This is a genomic window from Burkholderia sp. Bp8986 (assembly GCF_003854225.1).
Classification (GTDB): Bacteria; Pseudomonadota; Gammaproteobacteria; order Burkholderiales; family Burkholderiaceae; genus Burkholderia.
This window is the reverse complement of sequence record NZ_QTQM01000007.1, coordinates 52,899-72,100: the sequence shown is the minus strand read 5'-3', so window position 1 is coordinate 72,100 and position 19,202 is coordinate 52,899. Positions and strand designations below refer to the sequence as shown.

Annotated in this window: 19 protein-coding genes; 11 read left to right on the top strand and 8 right to left on the bottom strand. The window is 68.1% G+C overall.

All coding sequences use genetic code 11. The features are described from left to right. Nucleotides 1-213: 213 nt before the first annotated feature. From fliE to DID99_RS09605, 6 genes are all read left to right on the top strand, one after another. On the top strand, nucleotides 214-558 hold the full coding sequence (gene fliE / locus DID99_RS09630) for a flagellar hook-basal body complex protein FliE (protein WP_044849241.1): 345 nt from the start codon (nucleotides 214-216) through the stop codon (nucleotides 556-558). Between the two features lie 182 nt (nucleotides 559-740). Beyond that, complete coding sequence (gene fliS, locus DID99_RS09625) at nucleotides 741-1,175, top strand: flagellar export chaperone FliS (protein ID WP_124666554.1); 435 nt, start codon at nucleotides 741-743, stop codon at nucleotides 1,173-1,175. Next, nucleotides 1,172-1,504 (top strand): flagellar protein FliT, encoded by a 333-nt coding sequence (locus DID99_RS09620; protein ID WP_044849239.1) that lies wholly within the window; start codon nucleotides 1,172-1,174, stop codon nucleotides 1,502-1,504. The genes fliS and DID99_RS09620 overlap by 4 nt, the downstream gene beginning before the upstream one ends. Before the next feature lie 75 nt (nucleotides 1,505-1,579). Beyond that, nucleotides 1,580-2,974: a flagellar hook-length control protein FliK gene (locus tag DID99_RS09615; RefSeq protein ID WP_124666553.1), complete on the top strand. Its 1,395-nt coding sequence runs from the start codon at nucleotides 1,580-1,582 to the stop codon at nucleotides 2,972-2,974. Continuing rightward, on the top strand, nucleotides 2,971-3,291 hold the full coding sequence (locus DID99_RS09610) for an EscU/YscU/HrcU family type III secretion system export apparatus switch protein (protein ID WP_124520546.1): 321 nt from the start codon (nucleotides 2,971-2,973) through the stop codon (nucleotides 3,289-3,291). The genes DID99_RS09615 and DID99_RS09610 overlap by 4 nt, the downstream gene beginning before the upstream one ends. A gap of 292 nt (nucleotides 3,292-3,583) precedes the next feature. Then, entirely contained in the window at nucleotides 3,584-4,318 is a 735-nt protein-coding gene (locus DID99_RS09605; RefSeq protein WP_124666552.1) for a PepSY-associated TM helix domain-containing protein, read from the top strand. A gap of 165 nt (nucleotides 4,319-4,483) precedes the next feature. Here DID99_RS09605 and DID99_RS09600 read toward each other — a convergent pair whose 3' ends face one another. The 8 genes from DID99_RS09600 to DID99_RS09560 all read right to left on the bottom strand — a co-directional run bounded on the left by DID99_RS09600 (nucleotide 4,484) and on the right by DID99_RS09560 (nucleotide 12,684). Next, nucleotides 4,484-5,509, bottom strand: a complete 1,026-nt coding sequence (locus DID99_RS09600) for an XdhC family protein (RefSeq protein WP_044848843.1) — start codon at nucleotides 5,507-5,509, stop codon at nucleotides 4,484-4,486. A 340-nt stretch (nucleotides 5,510-5,849) separates the two neighbouring features. Further along, nucleotides 5,850-7,256, bottom strand: coding sequence for an amino acid permease (locus tag DID99_RS09595; RefSeq protein WP_124520544.1), 1,407 nt, complete (start codon nucleotides 7,254-7,256; stop codon nucleotides 5,850-5,852). Between the two features lie 214 nt (nucleotides 7,257-7,470). Further along, nucleotides 7,471-8,127: a response regulator transcription factor RqpR gene (gene rqpR / locus DID99_RS09590; protein WP_044848845.1), complete on the bottom strand. Its 657-nt coding sequence runs from the start codon at nucleotides 8,125-8,127 to the stop codon at nucleotides 7,471-7,473. Nucleotides 8,128-8,134: 7 nt separating this feature from the next. Next, complete coding sequence (gene rqpS / locus DID99_RS09585; protein ID WP_124666551.1) at nucleotides 8,135-8,953, bottom strand: quorum system sensor histidine kinase RqpS; 819 nt, start codon at nucleotides 8,951-8,953, stop codon at nucleotides 8,135-8,137. A gap of 416 nt (nucleotides 8,954-9,369) precedes the next feature. Continuing rightward, a complete protein-coding gene (locus DID99_RS09580; protein ID WP_059535031.1) occupies nucleotides 9,370-10,140 on the bottom strand; it encodes a ferredoxin--NADP reductase in 771 nt (256 codons plus the stop codon). A 359-nt stretch (nucleotides 10,141-10,499) separates the two neighbouring features. Then, complete coding sequence (locus DID99_RS09570; protein ID WP_124486665.1) at nucleotides 10,500-11,315, bottom strand: endonuclease/exonuclease/phosphatase family protein; 816 nt, start codon at nucleotides 11,313-11,315, stop codon at nucleotides 10,500-10,502. A 5-nt stretch (nucleotides 11,316-11,320) separates the two neighbouring features. Continuing rightward, nucleotides 11,321-11,809, bottom strand: a complete 489-nt coding sequence (locus tag DID99_RS09565) for a hypothetical protein (protein WP_044848849.1) — start codon at nucleotides 11,807-11,809, stop codon at nucleotides 11,321-11,323. A 146-nt stretch (nucleotides 11,810-11,955) separates the two neighbouring features. Next, a complete protein-coding gene (locus DID99_RS09560) occupies nucleotides 11,956-12,684 on the bottom strand; it encodes a nitroreductase (protein ID WP_124486663.1) in 729 nt (242 codons plus the stop codon). A gap of 227 nt (nucleotides 12,685-12,911) precedes the next feature. On the opposite strand from DID99_RS09560, the gene DID99_RS09550 reads away from it, so the two are divergent. The 5 genes from DID99_RS09550 (at nucleotide 12,912) to DID99_RS09530 (ending at nucleotide 19,090) form a co-directional block, all read left to right on the top strand. Further along, nucleotides 12,912-13,892: an AAA family ATPase gene (locus DID99_RS09550; protein WP_044848851.1), complete on the top strand. Its 981-nt coding sequence runs from the start codon at nucleotides 12,912-12,914 to the stop codon at nucleotides 13,890-13,892. 151 nt (nucleotides 13,893-14,043) lie between these two features. Next, complete coding sequence (locus DID99_RS09545) at nucleotides 14,044-15,153, top strand: NAD(P)/FAD-dependent oxidoreductase (RefSeq protein ID WP_124486661.1); 1,110 nt, start codon at nucleotides 14,044-14,046, stop codon at nucleotides 15,151-15,153. Nucleotides 15,154-15,339: 186 nt separating this feature from the next. Next, nucleotides 15,340-15,651 (top strand): high-potential iron-sulfur protein, encoded by a 312-nt coding sequence (locus DID99_RS09540; protein WP_021163765.1) that lies wholly within the window; start codon nucleotides 15,340-15,342, stop codon nucleotides 15,649-15,651. A gap of 188 nt (nucleotides 15,652-15,839) precedes the next feature. Continuing rightward, entirely contained in the window at nucleotides 15,840-17,147 is a 1,308-nt protein-coding gene (locus DID99_RS09535) for an MFS transporter (RefSeq protein ID WP_124570740.1), read from the top strand. Nucleotides 17,148-17,461: 314 nt separating this feature from the next. Then, nucleotides 17,462-19,090: an ABC transporter substrate-binding protein gene (locus DID99_RS09530; RefSeq protein WP_044848854.1), complete on the top strand. Its 1,629-nt coding sequence runs from the start codon at nucleotides 17,462-17,464 to the stop codon at nucleotides 19,088-19,090. Nucleotides 19,091-19,202 lie beyond the last annotated feature (112 nt).

Genomic DNA, 19,202 nt, shown 5'->3' with positions numbered 1-19,202 from the left:
GGACGAGCGGACGGACAATGACACGATGCGATTATCGGGACCCGGGCGCGACTCCGATCGACCGAAAAGAGCGGGGTTTCCCCCGTACTTTCGCGGCTTTGGCGCGCGCCGCGCTGCTATCCTTTTTCGCGATCCGGCATGGTGCGCGTCGTGCGGCGCCGTCGGAAACGCCCGGTGTGCCCGGGTCTCATCTCTTACAGGTCTGGGGACAGCATGGCTGCCAACGTCAGCGGAATCGGTTCGGTGTTGCAACAGATGCAGGCGATGGCCGCGCAGGCGAGCGGCGGCGTCGGGAGCCCGGCGGCAGCGCTCGCCGGCTCGGGCGCCGCGACGGCCGGCACGTTCGCGAGCGCGATGAAGGCGTCGCTCGACAAGATCAGCGGCGACCAGCAGCACGCGCTCGGCGAGGCGCACGCGTTCGAGGTCGGCGCGGCGAACGTGTCGCTGAACGACGTGATGGTCGACATGCAGAAGGCCAACATCGGTTTCCAGTTCGGGCTCCAGGTCCGCAACAAGCTCGTGAGCGCGTACAACGACATCATGCAGATGTCGGTTTGACGCGCGGGCATCCGGCGACGGGCGTCCTGGGGCAGCCGCCCAGAGGAGCAGCCCGCCTGCCGCGCAGGCGGCCCGCGCACCTAAAGCTTTCCAATTCCGTTCCGATAACTCTGGAACGAGGCCGCGTCGTGCATCGCAAGGCGGCGGCCACCGCATAGCCAACGCATCACAAGGAGAAGCGCATGTTTTCCCCAGGACACGCTGGAGCCAGTGCGTACGCGCGTGTCGGCGTCGAGACGGGGGTGATGGGCGCCTCCCCGCACCGGCTGATCGCGATGCTGTATCAGGGCGCGCGGCAGGCCATCGCGCTCGCGCGCATGCATTTGCAGCAGGGCAACGTGTCCGCACGCGGCGAAGCGATCGGCAAGGCGATCGGGATCGTCGAGAGCGGCCTGCAGGCGTCGCTGAATCGCGACGCGGGCGGCCAGATCGCCGGACGCCTCGACGCGCTGTACACCTATATCGGCCGGCGCCTGCTGGAAGCCAACCTGAATGCGAGCGACGCGATGCTGGTCGAGGTCGACGGGCTGCTCGCGACGCTCGAGGAAGCGTGGACGGGCATCGCTCCGGAAGTCGTGCGCATGGCCGCGCAAGAGGCGGCGGGCGCGGCGCGATGAATCTCAAGGCCGAATACTTCGCTCGCTACGAGGCGCTCGCGGCCGTGTCCGGCCGCATGCTGTGCGCGGCGCGCGGCGCGGACTGGCGCGCGCTGCCGGAGTTGCAGGCTGAATTCCTGAGGCTCGTCGACGGGTTGAAGGCGGCCGCTCCGGGTGTCGCGCTCGACGAAGCGGACCTCGGCCGCAAGCTCGCGCTGATCCGCCGCATCCTTGCCGACGACGCCGCGATCCGCGATCTCGCGAGCCCGGAAGTCGCGCGGTTGTCCGCGCTGTTCGAGGCGCGGCGCTCGACCGAGGTATTGACCGATCTCTACCGCGCTCGCGGATAGTGCCCGTTTGCCGGGGCGGCGGTAGCCGCGTGCCCGGCATCGCAACGATGTGGCTGAGGTGAGCAGGCTTCGATCATGACCGGTATCGACTCCGTTGCGGCCGCCCTGCTGGCGAGCCGCCTCGACAGCCTGCTGGCCGGCACCGTGACGGCGCCCGCTGGCGGCGGCGCGACCGCGCAAGTCGGCACGCCGGGTGCCGGCGCGTCGTCGCCGCCCGCGACGGGGGCCACGCCGGCCGCGCCGCCGGCGTCCGCGCAGACGGCGTTATCCGATGTCGCGCTCGTGCTCGATGCGATCTCGCGCTCTGGCGGTGTCGCGACGCCCGTGATCGCCGGGCGCACGCCGCTGCTGGCCGACCCTTCCGTGCTGCTGGGCGTCGCGGCAGCCGCGCCGCCGGTCGGGCAGAGCGCCTCCGATCCGGCCGCTTCGGCCGCCGCTTCTTCCACTGCTTCCTACACCGCTTCTTCCAGCACTTCTTCAACTGCGTCGCCCGCGTCCGACGTCGCGGCCACGCGCGCTGCGGCTGCCGCACCACCCGTCGCGGCGCTGCGCGCGGCGCTCGCGCAGGCCGTGAGCGAAAGCGGCCTCTTCTACGAATCCCATCTCGCGCAGTGGCTGGCCGGCCAGCGCCCGCTCGCCGCGCTGATGCGCGAACCGCAGGCGCGCCTCACGACCGTGCCGGTGCAGCCCGCCCCGGATGCCGCGCAGCACGATGCGCCCGATGTGCTCGACGAACTACTCGCGCCGCGTCTGCCGTTGCCGGCGGCCGCGCCGCGATTCGCCATGCAACCGGGCGCGCCCGCGCCGGGCGGTGCAGTGCTGCACGAGCCTGTGCAGAACGCCCAGCTGGTCGCCCGGCCGGGTACCGCGTCGGGCACGGCCGCGCTGACCGACCCGCTCGGCGACCATCCCGACCCGCGCTGGACGCCGGCGCGCGCCGAACTGGCCGCCGCGTCGGCCGATCCGCAGGCGCAGGCATCGGCTCCCGTGCATCCGGCCGCCGTGCCGATCGTCCGGCAGCAGCTCGACGCACTCGCGACGGACCAGTTTCGCTGGGCGGGCGAGGCATGGCCCGGCGCGCGGCTCGACTGGACGATCGAGCCCGACGAGCCGGGCGGCCGCGCGTCGCGCGGCGGCGACGACACGGGGGACGGGATCGCCTGGCGCACCCGGCTGACGCTCACGTTGCCGTCGCTCGGCACGGTCGACGCGGAGCTGGTGTTGAACGGCAAGCAGCTCGTCGCGCGGCTGCGCGCGAATTCGGCCGGTGCCGACCGGCTCACGCGAAACGAGGCGGCGTTGCGGCAACGGTTCGAGGGATCGGGCCTGCAGCTCGGCGGACTGTCGATCCGCGCGGTCGGCGACGAGCCGGACGGCTTCGATCCGCTCGTCGCGCAGGCCGCCGCTGCCGCGTATGCGCGCAGTGCGGCTGGCGGCGTGCCGGGCGCCGACGACGAGGTGCCGCGATGAGCATGACGTCGCGCAAGCGCGCGGCCGCGCTCGTCTACGATCCGAAAGGCGGCGATGCCGCGCCGCGCGTGGTCGCGAAGGGGTATGGCCTGCTCGCCGAGATGATCGTCGCGCGTGCCCGTGATGCGGGGCTGTACGTGCACACCGCGCCGGAGATGGTGTCGCTGCTGATGCAGGTCGACCTCGACGACCGGATTCCGCCGCAGCTTTACCACGCCGTCGCGGATCTGCTCGCGTGGCTGTACGCGCTCGATCGCACCGAGCCCGAACCGGATGACGCCGCGCCACGCTTTCCGTTGCCGCCGCTGCGCCGCTGAGTCGCTGAGTCGCTGAGTCCGCGTCCACGCCTCCCCCCGGGTTTTCTTGCGAAATGCTGTCCGGGTCTTTCGTGATCATTTCGTCGGCATTTTTCGTCTATTGACCGGAATCTGCGTGCGATCTGTATGCTTTTTCGGTTATCTCTGGACTTTCTCGCCCGCTCCATCGTGTGCCGGCGGATTGAGCGGCCGCGTCATTTGTGTAATGATATCCATTCTCATTTTCATGCTGTCCGGGCGGCGCACGTTTTCCGTGCGCCGCCCGTTGCTTTGAACGAATGGATACTCTCGCGTGAACGCGCCCGAAACGATCGCCCCGCCGCAGGCGGGCAGGCCCCCTGCGGGCGTTACCGTGCTGCACCCGGCCGCACGGCCCCTGAGCGACGCCGAACTGGCGGTGCGCCGCCAGCGCTCGCGCCGCGCGACCTTCATCAAATGGCTGCGCAAGGTGCATGGCTGGATCGGACTGTGGGGCGCGGTGCTCGGATTGCTGTTCGGCGTGACGGGCGTACTGTTGAACCACCGTGCGCCGCCGCTGAAGATCCCGACCGGGGAACCGCAGGTCGAGCAGATGCAGATCGCGCTGCCGGACCCGGTGCCGAAGTCGCCCGCCGCGATGACGAAGTGGCTCCAGCAGGAGCTGCACTTCGACGGCCGGCCGGGCCGCGTGCGCAAGGAGCCTGCGCAGCCGGTCGCCTGGGGCGACAAGCGCGTGATGCAGCCCGAGCACTGGCAGATGGGCCTGTTCGGTCCGCACCAGAACCTGCAGGCGGAATACTGGGTCGGCAACGGCTACGTGTCGGTGAAGCGCACCGGCAACACGTTCCTGACGACGCTGAACAACCTGCATCGCGGCGTCGGCATGAATCTCGGCTGGGTGCTGCTGATGGACACGATCGCGGGTTCGCTGATCCTGCTATCGCTGACGGGCGTGCTGCTGTGGACGGAGCTGAACAAGCGCCGCACGGTCGGCGTGGTGCTGGTGGCCGGCTCGGTCGCTGCGGCGCTCGCGGCGGGACTCGCCTGACGTCGGCATCGACGCGCGCCGGTTTTCGCCGACGCATGACGGCCATCCGGCGCGGCCTTGCACCGCAGCGACGGCGTCAAGAAAACGCCGGGCCGCCCCAGGTTTTCCGTCCCGAAGGAAGTCTCCTTGGGGGGCTGGCGCGAAGCGACCGGTTTGGAGGGGGCCTCAGAGGCCGCAGGCCGCGCCGCCGTTTGCCGCGATTTCGCGGGCGGCCTTCGCGCCCTCGACCTGCAGGATCGTCGGCAGCGACACGTTGTTCTTCGCGGCCGTCACTTCGGCGAGGATCGAGATCGCGATTTCGGGCGGCGTGCGGCTGCCGATGTAGATGCCGGCCGGCCCGTGCAGCCGCGCAAGTTCCGCCTCGCTCAGGTCGAATTCGAGCAGCCGCTCGCGCCGCGCCGCATTGTTGCGTCGCGAGCCGAGCGCGCCCACGTAGAACGCGGGCGTCTTCAACGCCTCCATCAGCGCGAGATCGTCGAGCTTCGGGTCGTGCGTGAGCGCGATCACGGCCGAACGCGCGTCGAGCTTCATGTCGAGCACCGTGTCGTCGGGCATCGTGTGCACGACGCGCGTGCCCGGCACATCCCACGCATCCGTGTATTCCTCGCGCGGATCGCAAACCGTCACCTGATAGTCGAGGCCGACCGCGATCTGGCACAGATAGCGCGACAATTGCCCGGCGCCGATCACGAGCATCCGGTAGCGCGGCCCGTGGATCGTCACGAGCCGCTCGCCGTCGAACGCGAGCCCGTCGGTCGCCTGCGCGGGTGACAGCGACGCGCGCCCGGTCGCGAGCGTCATCGTGCGCGTGACGAGGCGGCCGGCTTCGACTTCCGCGCACAACGCGGCGATCCCGCTGTCGCGCGTGAGCGGCTCCAGCACGAGCTGGATCGTGCCGCCGCAGGGCAGCCCGAAGCGGTGCGCTTCCTCGGCCGTCACGCCGTACTTGACGGCTTCCGGGCGCGCGTCGGCCGCGATCCCGCTCGCATGCACGCGCGCGATCAGGTCGTCCTCGATGCATCCGCCGGACACGGAGCCGACCACGAGCCCGTCCTCGCGCACCGCGAGCATCGCGCCTTCGGGGCGCGGCGACGAGCCCCATGTCTTCACGACCGTCACGAGCAGCACGCGGCGCCCTTCGTCGAGCCAGCGCGCGCTGGATTTCAGTACATCGAGATCGACGCTTTCCATCATCCTGTTCCTGTTGCCGGACGGCCCGCCGGGCCGGGCCGTCGTTCGATGGCGGGATTATGAACCGGCCGGCGCGCGCGTGCCGGCAGCGTGCAGATCGTGGCGGCAAATCCGGACGATCGGGCAAGAAATCGCGACGATCGGGCAGCGATCGTGCGCGGGCGGGGCGAAGCGGCGCATGTCGCGCCGCCCGCGCGGGTGCGCCTGTGGCGGGGACGATTCGGGCGGGGACGATTCAGGCGGGAGGGAGCGGGGCGCACGGCACCGGTGCCGGCCCGGCGTGGCGTCGTACCGCTACACGCTGGGTGCTGCGCGCGGCGTGCGCGCGCAGCGGCGGCGGTCAATGCGCGTCGTGGTGACCGTGCGCGAGCTTCGAGTGGCGCCGCGAATACAGGAAGTAGATCACGAGGCCGATCACGAGCCAGATGCCGAACGCGGCCCACGTGACGGGCTGCAGGTTCAGCATCAGGAACAGGCACGCGCCGACCGCGAGGATCGGCACCACCGGCACGCCCGGGCAACGGAACGCGCGCGGCAGTTCCGGGTGCGTGCGGCGCAGCACCAGCACCGCGATCGACACCATCGAGAACGCGGCGAGCGTGCCGATGTTGATCAGCTCGGCGAGCACGTTGAGCGGCACGAGCGCGGCGATCAGCCCGAAGAACAGGCCGACGAGCCAGGTCGTCAGGAAGGGCGTCGCGTAGCGCGGATGCACGCGCGACAGCGTCGCCGGCAGCAGCCCGTCGCGCGACATCGCGAAGATGATCCGCGTCTGGCCGTAACTCATCACGAGGATCACGGTCAGCATGCCGAGCACCGCGCCGAGGTCGATGAAGCCCGCGACCCACTTCTCGCCGGCGATCTGCAGCGCATACGAGATCGGGTGCGACACGTTCGCGTACTGCGCCGACGGCACGATGCCGGTCGCGACCGCCGCGACCGTCACGTACAGCACCGCGCACACCGCGAGCGACGCGATGATGCCGATCGGCAGGTCGCGCTTCGGGTTCTTCACTTCCTCGGCCGCCGACGACACCGCGTCGAAGCCGATGAACGCGAAGAACATCACGGCCGCAGCACCGAACACGCCGTTCCAGCCGTGCGGCATGAACGGCTTCCAGTTCGCGGGCGTCACGTGGAACACGCCGACCGCGATCACGAGCAGCACAACCGACACCTTGATGAACACCATGATGTTGTTGATGCGGGTCGACTCGCGGATGCCGATCGACAGCAGCGTCGTGATCACCAGCATCACGAGGAACGCCGGCAGGTTGAACCACGTGACGACGCCCGGAATCGCGCCGGGTGCGGCCGTCAGCACGGTCGGCAGCGAGAGCCCGAAGCCCTGCAGCAGCGACTGCAGGTAGCCCGACCAGCCGACCGACACGGCCGACGCCGCGAGGCCGTATTCGAGCATCAGGTCCCAGCCGATGATCCAGGCGACGAGCTCGCCGAGCGTCGCGTACGAATACGTGTAGATCGAGCCCGCGACCGGAATCGTCGACGCGAATTCGGCGTACGACAGCGCCGCGAGGCCGCATGCGATCGCGGCGATCACGAACGACAGCATCAGCGCTGGGCCGGCCTGCACGGCGCCCGTGCCGGTCAGCACGAAGATGCCGGTGCCGATGATCGCGCCGATGCCGAGGAAGGTGAGGTCGATTGCGCCGAGCGCTTTCTTGAGCCCGGCGCCGTGCGCGCCGGCGATCATGCGATCGACGTTTTTCTTGCGGAAGAGGGACATTGCGGATGTGTCTCCGGCGCGCGCGAGCGCGGCGGCGCCGAGTGAGTGAAAACCCGCAATTTTAGCCGATTTGGCGTGAAAGACCCGCTGCGGCGCAGCGGCGTGCTCCGGAATCGCCCGACAAAACAAGCGCTTGCGCGCAGCATTCGGCGGCCGGCGCCGGCGCGGCGCAGGCCGGCGCGGTGAACGGCGCGATTCCGGTGAATCCGGCGGATCAGGCGCCCGACGCGGGCGTCATCTCGACGAGCCGGTTGCTCATCACGTAGAACGTCAGTTCCGCGTTGTTCGACAGCCGCATCTTCTCGAGCAGCCGCGACCGGTACACGCTGACCGTCTTCACCGACAGCGACAGCGTGTTCGCGATGTCGGTGAGGCGCTTGCCCGACGCGAGCATGCAGAGCGTCTGGTATTCGCGGTCGGACAGCTTCTCGTGCGGCAGCGGTTCGTTCTCGAACGACACGTATTCGGCGAGCGCCTCGGCCATCGCCGGGCTCACGTACTTGCGGCCGGCCGCGACCTGCTGGATCGCGCCGATCATCTGCGCGGCATTCACCGTCTTCGACAGGTAGCCGGAGGCGCCGGCCTTCAGCGCGCGCACCGCGTACTGGTCCTCGCGGTACATCGAGAACATCAGCACCGGCGCGCCCGGCAGCTTGCGCTTGATGCGCTTGAGCACCTCGATGCCGTTCGCGTCCGGCAGCGAGATGTCGAGCAGGATCACATCGAAGGCCTGGCGGTCGACCGCGGCCATCGCATCGCTGCCGGTCTCGGCTTCGGTCACGTCGCGCGCGACACCGCGGTCGATCAGCAGGTGGCGGATCCCTTGGCGGACGATCGCATGATCGTCCACGAGCAGGATGTTCAGGCTCATGGCGACCTCACGAAAGCGACCCGCGGCGCGCGGCGGCCGGCACCGCGAACAGCGAGTCCCACGCGAAGCGCGCGATGACGCGCGTGCCGCGGCCCGCTTCCGGCGCACGCGCGTCGAAGCTGCCGCCGAACGCCTCGCAGCGTGCGCGCATCCCGGCGAGGCCGTAGCCGGCGCGCCGGCTGCGGGTAAAACCGGTCCCGTCGTCGGTGACGATCAGGGACAGATGCGTGGCGTCCGTGTCGATCTGCACGTCGACGGACGCCGCGCGCGCATGCTTCGCGACGTTCGACAGCGCTTCCTGCGCGACACGGAAGATCGCGAGCGCGCCGGCGCCGCCGAGTTGCGTGAGGCGCGCGTCGGCCGCGCAGACGAAGCTCGTACGCAGGCCGGTGCGGGCCGCGTGGCTGTCGGCCCACGTCGACAGTGCGCCGACGACGCCGCCGTCGAGTGCCGGCGTGTCGCGCTCGTCGATCAGCCTGCGGTTGGCGTCGGTCGCGGCGTCGAGCGACCGCTGCGCCAGCTCGAGCGCGCGCAGGCAGCCCTCCGGCGCATCGGCCGGCAGCCACGTTTGAACGTTTGCGAGCGCGAAACGCGCGGCGGTGAGTTCGGCGCCGAGCCCGTCATGCAGTTCGCCGGCCAGATGGCGGCGGGCCGCTTCGTCGGCGGCCGTCAGCTGAAGGGACAGCGCTGCGATCCGGGCGGCGGACGTGTCGCGGTTGGGCAGGGCTTCGGCCACGGGGGCTGCTGCCGCGCCGTCGCCAGGCACGCGCGGCTGCGACGGGAACGGGGCGTGGGCGCCCGGGGGCGCGTTGAGCGACGTATCCATGACTCTCCCTGCTGTCAGAAAGCGGTTCGGGCACCGGCTGGCTGCGTGGATCGGCTGCCGTTTCGATGACGGTCGCCGTCAGAGAATCGCCCCTTGCCGAGGTAACAGAAGTTACAATTTGTAACGTTTGAGTCCGACCCTTCAATGACCGTCCCGACGCCAACCATGCGGGCCGAATAATATCTCAAAAATTTTGAAAAGGTCATGTCAGACGGAGGTTTAAGGGTAAATGTGAATAATCGGAATGAAGCTGGCTGTAGGAAAAACACCGACACGAAAGCACCGGCGTTGCGCGTATCCAAATGTAACGATTTGACATGGAATGGTCCCAGTTTGTTACGAATTCGCCAAGTAGGGACGAAAAAAAACCGGAGCTTTTGCTCCGGTTCTTGATACGGCACAAATTCGGGGTTCGATCAGTCCACGAATGCACGCTCGATCACGTAGTGACCCGGCGCGCTGTTCTTGCCTTCGACGAGGCCGGCCTGCTTCAGCAGGTCGGTCGTGTCCTTCAGCATCGCGGTGCTGCCGCACAGCATCACGCGGTCGTTTTCCGGCGAGAACGCCGGCACGCCGAGGTCCGTGAACAGCTTGCCCGTCGCGATCAGGTCGGTGATCCGGCCCTCGTTGTCGAACGCTTCGCGCGTGACCGTCGGGTAGTAGACGAGCTTTTCCTTGATGATGTCGCCGAGATACTCGTGGCCCGGCAGGTCGTGCTTGATGTAGTCCATGTACGCCAGCTCGCCCTTCAGGCGGCAGGTGTGCGTCAGGATGACCTTGTCGAAGCGTTCGTAGATGTCCGGGTCGCGGATGATCGACATGAACGGCGCGAGGCCCGTGCCGGTCGACAGCATCCACAGCGTCTTGCCGGGCAGCAGGTTGTCGGCGACGAGCGTGCCGGTCGGCTTCTTGCCGATCAGCACCGAGTCGCCCACCTTCAGGTGCTGCAGGCGCGACGTCAGCGGGCCGTTCTGGACCTTGATGCTGAAGAATTCGAGGTGCTCTTCGTAGTTCGGGCTGACGATCGAGTAGGCACGCGCGAGCGGCTTGCCGTCGACCTCGAGGCCGACCATCGTGAATTCGCCGTTGTTGAAGCGCAGGCTCGGCTCACGGGTGCAGGTGAAGCTGAAAAGCGTGTCGGTCCAGTGATGGACGGATTGGACGGTGGCGGTGTCGTATTTGCTCATGGCTTTGAAAACGGACGCGCGTAGCGGACGCGTGTAACGGGCCCAAAAACGGGCAAAAAAACCGAGTGCGTCGGCCCGATCGCGGATCGGCCGGCCGGCGCGTCGGACACGCGCCTTCTCGATGACAGACGTTTGAGTAACTCTTTATTTTACCCTGCTTGGGGCAGATGCGGGCTTGACCCGCGCGGCTGCGCGGATTTGGCGCAACGGAATCTTGCAAACAGCTTTCAGTAATCGGCAGCGAGCTTCGCGCCGCGAACACGCTGGTCCGGGACGCGCACGCTTTCGAGCCGGTCAGGCAGGTGAACCGGCCGCTGCGATATGCGCTTCGGTAGTCGCGGGCATGCGGTGCTGCCGCGTCACTGCGAATCGAGGCGCAGCCGCGCGATATACGGCAGGTGGTCCGACAGCCACGCGGTTTCGCCGGACGGCGCCTGCCATTCGAGCGGTGTCAGCCCGCGCACGAACATCTTGTCGAGCGCGAGCGCCGGGGAGAACGCGGGGAACGTGCGGCCCGACTCGCCGAGCAGCGTCGCGACCTCGGACAGCCCGATCTCGGCGAACAGCGCGACCGAATCGTTGCGCCAGTCGTTGAAGTCGCCGGCGAGCACGAGCGGGTCGTCGCCCGCGTTGCGCACGATCCAGTGCGCGATCCAGTGCATCTGGCGCAGCCGCGCCGCACGCGTGAGCGCGAGGTGCGCGCACAGGAGCGTGACGGGCCGCGCGCCGGCGAGCGTCGCGCGCGCGACCAGCAGCCCGCGCCGCTCGAAGCGGTGCGCGGAGATGTCCCAGCGGCCGCCGAGGTCGAGCGGGTGCGGCGACAGGATCGCGTTGCCGTGCCGCCACGACGGCTTGAACACGTTCGGTCCGAGCGCGATCTGCCAGTCGAGCGCTTGCGCGATCTCGGTGGCCTGGCAGTGCCACACGTCGTCGACCGCGTCGTCCATCGGCGCGCCGAAGCCGGGGGCGAGCATCGGACGCGGCATGCGGCGCGCCATCGCTTCCTGCAGGAAATACACGTCGGCGTGCGTCGACTGCATCCAGTTGCGCATCGCGTTCCATGCGGTGAAGCCGAGCGGCGAGCGGCCCTTGTGCAGGTTCCAGCTGACCGCGGTGATTTCGTCGGGCGCGGCGTGCGGTTCGGCGAACGGGAGGGACAGGGCGTCGGCGGACATGGCGCTCAGTCCTTCGCGACGTGCGCGCGCACGCGGTAGACGAGATGCGGGCGTTGCTCGACGAGCGTCCAGTCGGTCCATGCGTCGCCGCCGACCGACAGCCCCGGATGGCTCGCGACGATCTGCCGCGGCGACGCGGGCACGCACGGATCGCTGCGTGTCGCGTTTTCGTCGTCGAGGGTTTCCTGCACGTCGAGCGCGAGCGACACGGTGCGGGCGGCGTCGTCGACGGTGAGCGGCGCGACCGTCACCGAGCGCGAGCGCTCGGTCGGCACGACGCGCGCGGCGTTGCCGCAGCCGACGGGCACGGCGGACGGATAGCGATGGGTGTCGGTGCGGGTCTGACCGACGGTGGTGCGTTGCTGGAACGTGTCGATCGTCTGACCGTCGCGCACCACCTGGATCTCCCATGCGACGGCTGCCGGTGCGGCGCTCTGCGCATGGGCCGCGAGCGCGGCGCTCGCGAGCAGGACGGCCAGGCCGTGTTTCAGCATGAAACTTCTCCGGAAACGCGGGGTAGCGGGGAACGGACGCACATCTTACGCCCGATCGATCCGGACGGTCGCGTGACACGATGCGTCGCCGCGGGTTCGCAGCACGATCTGGTCCTGATCGAAAGGTAGGTGCGCGTCACGCGTTTTCAAGCGAAAAAGCGCGCGAACTCGGCGACGCTCGCGCGCTCGGTGACGAGGCGGTTCTCGATCGCGTGCGGGTCCGCATGGCCGAGCGACATCCCGCACACGAGTTGCTCGTTGGCCGGGATGCCGAGATGCTCGGCGACGATCCGGTGGAACGGCACGAACGCGGCTTGCGGGCAGGTGTCGAGGCCGCGTGCGCGCGCGGCCGTCATCACGCCCTGCAGGAACATCCCGCAGTCGAGCCATGCGCCGTGCGTCATCACGCGGTCGAGCGTGAAGAACAGTGCGACCGGCGCATCGAAGAAGCGGAAGTTGCGCGCATGCTGCGCGTGCATGCGGGCCTTTTCGTCGCGGCCGATGTTCAACAGACCATACAGGTCCCAGCCGACCTTGCGGCGCCGGTCGATGTACGGCGACACCCATTCGCGCGGATAGTAGTCGTACTCGGCGACGTATTTCTCGTCGCGCGCCGGATCGTCGTATGCCGCGGTGAGGGCCGCGGCGAGCGCGTCGCGGGTCGCGCCGGTCGCGACGTACACGTGCCACGGCTGGATGTTGGTGCCCGACGGCGCGCGGCTCGCGGCTTCGAGGATCGCCTCGAGCGTGTCGCGCGGCACGGGCGTCGGCAGGAACGCGCGAATCGCGCGGCGCGACTTGAGCGCGGCGTCGACAGCGTCGACGGCGTGGATCGCGTCGGGATCGACGCGCGGGGCAGCAGCGGGGACGGACATCGGCAACCCTTCGAGACGAAGCGCGCGGCGCCGTGCGGGCGCCGTGGCGAGGCCGGCGCGACGGCCGGTGAACCATCGATCATACGCCGCGCGGCGCGACGCCGCAGCGCGCGCACGGTGTTAGCAGCAGACCGCGGTGGCTGCTTGCTTGCACGCCGATGCGGGATCGCTACACTGAAATCGTAAGGGTCTGATGATCGTGTGACGGCAGCAGCGGCGAGGTTGGTATGACGACGGCGATGGTGAAACAGGAACTGGCGGTGGCGTCCTTCAGCACGGTGTACGACCTCGAGCAGGTCGAGACCGCGTTGAACGAGCTGAACGAGAGCGCGAGCGACGCACTGCGCGCCACCTACGAGCGGATGCTCAAGACCGGCAATCTGCGCTTTTGCGTGAAGCCGAACCGGATGCCGTCGTTCGACGAACTCGGCGACGCGCTGCCCAATTTCACCGAACCCCTCGACGACGTGCGCAAGCAGGTCGCGCTGTGCCTCGAGACCGACGACCGGCTCGAACTGATGCCGATCCTGCTGCTCGGGCCGCCCGGCATCGGCAAGACGCATTTCGCGAAGGCGCTCGCGCAGCTGCTCGGCACCGCGTACCACTACGTGCCGATGAGTTCGCTGACAGCCGGCTGGATCCTGTCGGGCGCATCGTCGCAATGGAAGAACGCGAAGCCCGGCAAGGTGTTCGAAGCGCTCGTCAACGGCAGCTACGCGAACCCGGTGATCGCGGTCGACGAGATCGACAAGGCGGGCAGCGACGCGCAATACGATCCGCTCGGCGCGCTGTACGCGTTGCTCGAGCACGACACCGCGCGCGCGTTCGTCGACGAATTCGCCGAGGTGCCGATCGATGCGGGCAACGTGATCTGGGTCGCGACCGCGAACGATGCGCAGGCGATCCCGGAGCCGCTGCTGAACCGGATGAACGTGTACGAGATCGCGCCGCCGGACGCGGCCGGCGCGCGCCGGATCGCGCAGACGATCTACGACGAGATCCGCACGTCGCACGCGTGGGGGCGGCGCTTCCCCGACACGCTCGACGACGACGCGCTCGACGTGCTGGCCGCGACGCCGCCGCGCACGATGCGCCGTGCGCTGCTGCATGCGTTCGGCGCCGCGCGGCTCGACGGCCGGGACGTGATCGCACCGTCCGACATCCGCGCCGACGAGGGCGCGGCGAAGCGCCGGCCGATCGGGTTCTGAGCCGGCGGCGCGCGCCTCGCCGCGGCCTGCGCGCGTCGCGCCGTGCGGCGCGGCGCACGCGACATGCCGATGCAAGCGCGTTCGGCAGGCGGGCGAACCGGGACGTACAATTCTCTTCTCTCCCCTCGACGCGTGAGCGACGCGAAACGCCATGGAGCAGATGGATTGTGTGGTGATCGGCGCGGGTGTCGTCGGTCTTGCGATTGCGCGGGAGCTGGCCGCGCGCGGACGCGAAACGATCGTGCTCGAGGCGGCCGACGCAATCGGCACGGGCACGAGTTCGCGCAACAGCGAGGTGATTCACGCGGGGCTCTACTACTCGCGCGGCTCGCTGAAGGCGATGTCGTGCGTGCGCGGGCGCGACCTGCTGTACGAGTTCTGCGAGACGCGTCACGTGCCGCACCGGCGCGTGGGCAAGCTGCTCGTCGCGACGAGCGCCGCGCAGGTGAAGCAGTTGAAGGCGATCGCCGCACGCGCGGCGGAAAACGGCGTGCTCGACCTGATGCCGCTCACGCGTACCGAGGCGCAGACGCTCGAGCCCGCGCTCGATTGCGTGGAGGCGCTGTTTTCGCCGAGCACCGGCATCGTCGACAGCCACCAGCTGATGCTCGCGCTGCTCGGCGACGCGGAGCGCGACGGCGCGGTGTGCGCGCTGAAATCCCCGGTAGAGTCGATCGACGTGTTGCGCGGCGGCCGCTTCGTCGTGCGCACCGGCGGCGACGCGCCGACCGAAATCGAGGCCGCGTGCGTGATCAACAGCGCGGGCCTCGGCGCGCAGGCGCTCGCGCGCCGCACGCGTGGCCTCGATCCGCGATGGGTGCCGCCGCTCTATCTCGCGCGCGGCAACTACTTCAGCCTGTCCGGCCGCGCGCCGTTCTCGCATCTCGTCTATCCGATACCCGACCGCGCGGGGCTCGGTGTGCACCTGACGCTCGATCTCGCCGGGCAGGCGCGCTTCGGCCCGGACGTCGAGTGGGTCGATGCGCTGCGCTACGAAGTCGATCCGGCGCGCGCGCAGGCGTTCTACACGTCGATCCGCACGTACTGGCCCGACCTGCCGGACGACGCGTTGCAGCCGGCCTACGCGGGGATCCGGCCGAAGCTCGCGGGGCCCGGCGAGCCGCCGGCCGACTTCATCGTGCAGGGCACGGCGCAGCACGGCGTGCGCGGCCTCGTGAACCTGTTCGGCATCGAGTCGCCGGGGCTGACCGCGTCGCTCGCGCTCGGGCAGCGCGTCGCCGACATGACGTCGCATGGCTGACACTCACGGCCCGCATCCGTGCGGGCCGGCCGTGCGAAACCCCGGGCGAGACCCGTGTGAAATCCCTTGTGTGAAATCCCTTATCTCCGGCATTTCGGCGCGCACATTCATGCGCTTGAGCGTTATTCTGTTGAACGGCCGTCGCCAGAACGGCTTTCAAACCGATAACGTTGGAGCGAGTCCCCCATGAAAACATCCCGTCGGAGTTTCCTGATCACGAGCATCGGCGCCGTGTCCGCGCTGGCGCTGTCGCGCGAAGCGCTGGCCGATGCGCCGATGCTGTCGGAAACGGATCCGACCGCCGTGGCGCTCGGCTACAAGGCCGATGCGACGAAGGTCGACAAGACGAAGTATCCGAAATACGCAGCGGGCCAGGATTGCGCGGCCTGCATGCTGTACCAGGGCAAGAAGGGCTCGGCGTCGGGCCCGTGCGGTGCATTCCCGGGCAAGCAGGTATCGGCGAAGGGCTGGTGCAGCGCATTCTCGAAGATGGGTTGATGCCCGCGGCGGCATCGTGCGATGCCGCAATGTGGCGAAAACCGCAAAACGCCCGCCATCGGACGATGGCGGGCGTTTTTTATGCTTGAAAACGGTTCCGTCGCTTTCTACACTCGCTGCAAACCAACGCGCCGCGGGCCCTCCGCGCGCCGCGCCCGATACGGCGGATTCACGAGAACGAGGCTCGCATGGCGACGATTGCGAATTCAACGAAAACGATCCGGCCCGAGCGCGCGCTGAACCGCCGCGCGGTAGTCGCCGCCGTGATCGGCAACGCGCTCGAGTGGTACGACTTCACGGTGTTCGGCTTCATGACCGTCGTGATCGCCGAACTGTTCTTCCCGACGACCAGCGAATACTCGTCGCTGCTCTTGACCACCGCGACCTTCGGCGTCGCGTTCTTCATGCGCCCGATCGGCGGCATCGTGTTCGGGCTGTACGCCGACCGCGCGGGCCGCAAGGCCGCGCTGTCGCTCGTGATCCTGCTGATGACGGCCGGCATCTTCCTGCTCGCGATCGCGCCGCCCTATGCGGCGATCGGCATCGGCGGCCCGCTCCTGATCGTGCTCGGCCGCCTGCTGCAGGGCTTCTCGGCGGGCGGTGAATTCGGCAGCGCAACGGCGCTGCTTATCGAAGCCGCGCCGTTCTCGAAACGCGGCTTCTACGGCAGCTGGCAGATGGCGAGCCAGGCGGGCGCGCTGCTGATCGGCGCGCTCGTCGGCGCGGCCGTCACGCGCGGGCTGTCGCACGACGCGCTGCGCAGCTGGGGCTGGCGCGTGCCGTTCATCCTCGGGCTCGTGATCGGCCCGATCGGTTTCTACATCCGCCGTCATCTCGCCGATTCCGAAGCGTTCCTGCATGCGCAGCAAAGCGCACGCCGCGCAACGCTCGGCGAAGTGTTCACGCGCCATCCGCGCGAGGTGCTGTGCGGGCTCGGCTCGGTGATCGCGCTGACGGTGACGGTCTACGTGCTGATCAGCTATCTGCCGACCTTCGCGGTGAAGCAGCTGAAGCTGCCGTATGCGCAATCGTTCTATGCGGTGATCATCGGCAACCTGCTGCTGATGGTGCTGTCGCCGGTCGCGGGCGCATGGTCGGACCGCATCGGCCGCAAGGGGCTGTCGCTGTGGTCGCTCGTGCTGACACTCGTGCTGATGTATCCGCTGTTCGCGTGGCTCGACGCGGCGCCGAGCATCGCGCGGCTGATCGTGGTGCAGGCCGTGCTGTCGGTGACGCTCGCCGGCTACTACGGGCCGTTCGGCGCGATGATCGCCGAGCTGTTCCCGGCCAACGTGCGCTCGACCGGGCTGTCGATCGCGTACAACGTCGCGGTGATGCTGTTCGGCGGTTTCGGGCAGTTCATCGTCACGTGGCTGATCAAGGTGACGGGCACGCCGCTCGCACCGACCTATTACGTGATGGCGGGAATCGCACTGTCGATCGTCGCGGTCGCATTCGTGCCCGCGCGCAGCGCGGATCTCGACGCGCCGGCCTGACGGTTGCATTGCATCGCATGCATCGTTTCGGAAGCCGCAACGATGTGCGGACTGGCCGCGAACACGGCGCGACAACCCTCTGCGTTCGCGCCCGAATTGTTTAGTTGTCGAACGAAACATGCGCGGGATGAACGAAATGGCCGCTCGTGCGCGCAGAGGCACTTTTCGCGTGTGCAAGACATCGGCAAAAACCCGCGTGGATGCGCGTCTAGAAGAGTTTTTTCTCCAGCTTGTTGCAAAATCGCTAGCTCAAGTAATATCCGCGTACCCGGCCCCCAGGGGGACCGGTTCCGATCTGGAGACCTGGAGGAAACATGGAATACAACCGTCTGTTGCACACCCTGCGTGTTACCGCCATCGCAGGCGTGGCAGCGGCATCGCTCGGCGTCGCGGGTTCTGCATTCGCACAGATCCCGAACAAAACGCTCGTCTACTGCTCAGAAGGCAGCCCGGCGGGTTTTGATTCCGCGCAATTCACGACCGGCGTCGATTTCACCGCCGCCACGTTCACCGTCTACAACCGCCTCGTCGAATTCGAGCGTGGCGGCACCAAGGTCGAGCCCGGCCTCGCCGAGAAGTGGGACGTCTCGTCCGACGGCAAGGTGTACACGTTCCACCTGCGTCATGGCGTGAAGTTCCACACGACCGACTTCTTCAAGCCGACGCGTGAATTCAACGCGGACGACGTCGTGTTCTCGTTCGAGCGCATGCTCGATCCGAACAATGCGTTCCGCAAGGCCTACCCGGTGTCGTTCCCGTACTTCACCGACATGGGCCTCGACAAGCTGATCACGAAGATCGAGAAGGTCGATCCGTACACCGTGAAGTTCACGCTGTCCGAGCCGAACGCGCCGTTCATCCAGAACATGGCGATGGAATTCGCGTCGATCCTGTCGGCCGAGTACGGCGACCAGCTGATGAAGGCCGGCAAGGCCGCCGACATCAACCAGAAGCCGGTCGGCACGGGCCCGTTCATCTTCCGCAGCTATACGAAGGACGCGACGATCCGTTTCGATGGCAATCCTGATTACTGGAAGAAGGGCGCGGTGAAGCTGTCGAAGCTGATCTTCTCGATCACGCCCGACCCGGGCGTGCGCGTGCAGAAGATCAAGCGCAACGAATGCCAGGTGATGAGCTATCCGCGTCCGGCCGACATCGCGGCGCTGAAGGCCGACTCGGGCATCGACATGCCGTCGCAGCCGGGCTTCAACCTCGGCTACCTCGCGTACAACGTCGAGCACAAGCCGGTCGACAAGCTCGAAGTGCGTCAGGCGCTCGACATGGCGATCAACAAGAAGGCGATTCTCGAATCCGTCTATCAGGGTGCCGGCCAGGCCGCCAGCGCGCCGATGCCGCCGACCCAATGGTCGTACGACAAGAACCTGAAGATGGCCCCGAACGACACCGAGAAGGCCAAGGCGCTGCTCGCGAAGGCCGGCTATCCGAACGGTTTCGACATCACGCTGTGGGCGATGCCGGTGCAGCGCGCATACAACCCGAACGCCCGCCTGATGGCCGAGATGATCCAGGCCGACTGGGCGAAGATCGGCGTGAAGGCGAAGATCGTCACGTACGAGTGGGGCGAGTACATCAAGCGCGCGCACACGGGCGAGCAGGACACGATGCTGATCGGCTGGACGGGCGACAACGGCGACCCCGACAACTGGCTCGGCACGCTGCTCGGCTGCGAGGCGATCAAGGGCAACAACTTCTCGCACTGGTGCTACAAGCCGTTCGACGACCTGATCCAGAAGGGTCGCACGACGACGGGCCAGGACGCGCGCACGAAGATCTACACGCAGGCCCAGCAGATCTTCGCGCAGCAGCTGCCGTTCTCGCCGATCGCGAACTCGACGGTCTACCAGCCGGTACGCAAGAACGTGGTCGACATGCGCATCGAGCCGCTCGGCTATGCGCGTTTCGACGGTGTCAGCGTGAAGTAACCGGCCTGGCGTAAGCTGTCGTCTTGAGAAGACCGGCTTGAAATCATCCGGCGACGAGGGGCCAAAAGCCCCTCGTCGCCGGTCGTACATTTCCCACAAGAAAATACGAGAC

What these genes read in the sequence shown, in the direction of transcription:
- fliE (WP_044849241.1), top strand. Translation starts at nt 214, where the DNA reads ATGGCTGCCAACGTCAGCGGAATCGGTTCGGTGTTGCAACAGATGCAG.
- fliS (WP_124666554.1), top strand. Translation starts at nt 741, where the DNA reads ATGTTTTCCCCAGGACACGCTGGAGCCAGTGCGTACGCGCGTGTCGGC.
- DID99_RS09620 (WP_044849239.1), top strand. Translation starts at nt 1,172, where the DNA reads ATGAATCTCAAGGCCGAATACTTCGCTCGCTACGAGGCGCTCGCGGCC.
- DID99_RS09615 (WP_124666553.1), top strand. Translation starts at nt 1,580, where the DNA reads ATGACCGGTATCGACTCCGTTGCGGCCGCCCTGCTGGCGAGCCGCCTC.
- DID99_RS09610 (WP_124520546.1), top strand. Translation starts at nt 2,971, where the DNA reads ATGAGCATGACGTCGCGCAAGCGCGCGGCCGCGCTCGTCTACGATCCG.
- DID99_RS09600 (WP_044848843.1), bottom strand. Translation starts at nt 5,509, where the DNA reads ATGGAAAGCGTCGATCTCGATGTACTGAAATCCAGCGCGCGCTGGCTC.
- DID99_RS09595 (WP_124520544.1), bottom strand. Translation starts at nt 7,256, where the DNA reads ATGTCCCTCTTCCGCAAGAAAAACGTCGATCGCATGATCGCCGGCGCG.
- rqpR (WP_044848845.1), bottom strand. Translation starts at nt 8,127, where the DNA reads ATGAGCCTGAACATCCTGCTCGTGGACGATCATGCGATCGTCCGCCAA.
- rqpS (WP_124666551.1), bottom strand. Translation starts at nt 8,953, where the DNA reads ATGGATACGTCGCTCAACGCGCCCCCGGGCGCCCACGCCCCGTTCCCG.
- DID99_RS09580 (WP_059535031.1), bottom strand. Translation starts at nt 10,140, where the DNA reads ATGAGCAAATACGACACCGCCACCGTCCAATCCGTCCATCACTGGACC.
- DID99_RS09570 (WP_124486665.1), bottom strand. Translation starts at nt 11,315, where the DNA reads ATGTCCGCCGACGCCCTGTCCCTCCCGTTCGCCGAACCGCACGCCGCG.
- DID99_RS09565 (WP_044848849.1), bottom strand. Translation starts at nt 11,809, where the DNA reads ATGCTGAAACACGGCCTGGCCGTCCTGCTCGCGAGCGCCGCGCTCGCG.
- DID99_RS09560 (WP_124486663.1), bottom strand. Translation starts at nt 12,684, where the DNA reads ATGTCCGTCCCCGCTGCTGCCCCGCGCGTCGATCCCGACGCGATCCAC.
- DID99_RS09550 (WP_044848851.1), top strand. Translation starts at nt 12,912, where the DNA reads ATGACGACGGCGATGGTGAAACAGGAACTGGCGGTGGCGTCCTTCAGC.
- DID99_RS09545 (WP_124486661.1), top strand. Translation starts at nt 14,044, where the DNA reads ATGGAGCAGATGGATTGTGTGGTGATCGGCGCGGGTGTCGTCGGTCTT.
- DID99_RS09540 (WP_021163765.1), top strand. Translation starts at nt 15,340, where the DNA reads ATGAAAACATCCCGTCGGAGTTTCCTGATCACGAGCATCGGCGCCGTG.
- DID99_RS09535 (WP_124570740.1), top strand. Translation starts at nt 15,840, where the DNA reads ATGGCGACGATTGCGAATTCAACGAAAACGATCCGGCCCGAGCGCGCG.
- DID99_RS09530 (WP_044848854.1), top strand. Translation starts at nt 17,462, where the DNA reads ATGGAATACAACCGTCTGTTGCACACCCTGCGTGTTACCGCCATCGCA.